The sequence below is a fragment of the Bradyrhizobium sp. Leo170 genome (assembly GCF_004296405.1).
GTDB lineage: Bacteria > Pseudomonadota > Alphaproteobacteria > Rhizobiales > Xanthobacteraceae > Bradyrhizobium.
Genome location: NZ_PSRR01000791.1, coordinates 1 through 814, shown reverse-complemented (window position 1 = coordinate 814; position 814 = coordinate 1). Strand labels below are relative to the sequence as shown.

Below are 814 nucleotides of genomic sequence, written 5' to 3'. Positions count from 1 at the left end.
CATGCCTGTGCCCGTGTCGAGCTGGCAGCCCTGGCGGACATGGCTCGGGGAGAGCGGCGGTGCGCGAGCGACCTTCTTCGCAGATCCCGTCGTCGACATCGCCGGCCGCCGGGTAGCGTCGCTGATCTGCTACGAGCAGCTTCTGATCTGGCCGGTCCTGCAATCGATGCTGCACCGGCCGGATACGATCGTCGCCATCGCCAATGGCTGGTGGGCGACCGGCGCCTCCGTCCCCGCGATCCAGCGCGCCGCCGTCGAGGCCTGGGCTCGGCTGTTCGGTCTTCCCCTCGTCACCGCTTTCAACAGCTGAACAGGAATTCGCCCATGGCCATCGATGCCGATCTCATCCAAAAATGTGCTGATCCCGCCCTGACGCCCGCGATCGTCGAAAAATTCTTGCACGCCGCCGGGTCGCCCGATCCGCTCACGGTGACGGTGCGCAATGGCGACCGCATCATCCTGGTGCCGCCGGTCAAGACGCCCGAAGAAGCGCTTGAGCTTGCCCGCAGCCATATCGGTCGAGCCGTCGTGCGCGTCGGCATCACGCAGTATCCGGCCGGTCTCGGCGTGAAGGATCCCTCCGAGATGTCGCCGGATCTGTTCGACGCTTGCAGGAACATCCGCACGGGCACGGCCCTGTTCGGCAAGGTCTGGCGGATCGTCTGGAAATGGTATGGCAATCCGACCGATGATAGCGTCAGGGCGCAGGTGTTCGACGATGCCGTCGAGGCCTGGAAGCGTGGGCAATTTGAGGGGACGGCGGTGTTCACCGCTCCCGATCCTGGCGGACCGAAGCCGCCGGAGCCGACGTGGG

General features: G+C 66.0%; 2 protein-coding genes. Both read left to right on the top strand.

The genetic code is table 11. From position 1 onward, the window contains the following. On the top strand, positions 1-310 hold a 310-nt coding region (locus CWO89_RS44740), incomplete at its 5' end, for a nitrilase-related carbon-nitrogen hydrolase (protein ID WP_130230784.1). 14 nt (positions 311-324) lie between these two features. Beyond that, a partial coding sequence (locus CWO89_RS44735) for a TraH family protein (RefSeq protein WP_130584441.1) occupies positions 325-814 on the top strand: 490 nt, incomplete at its 3' end.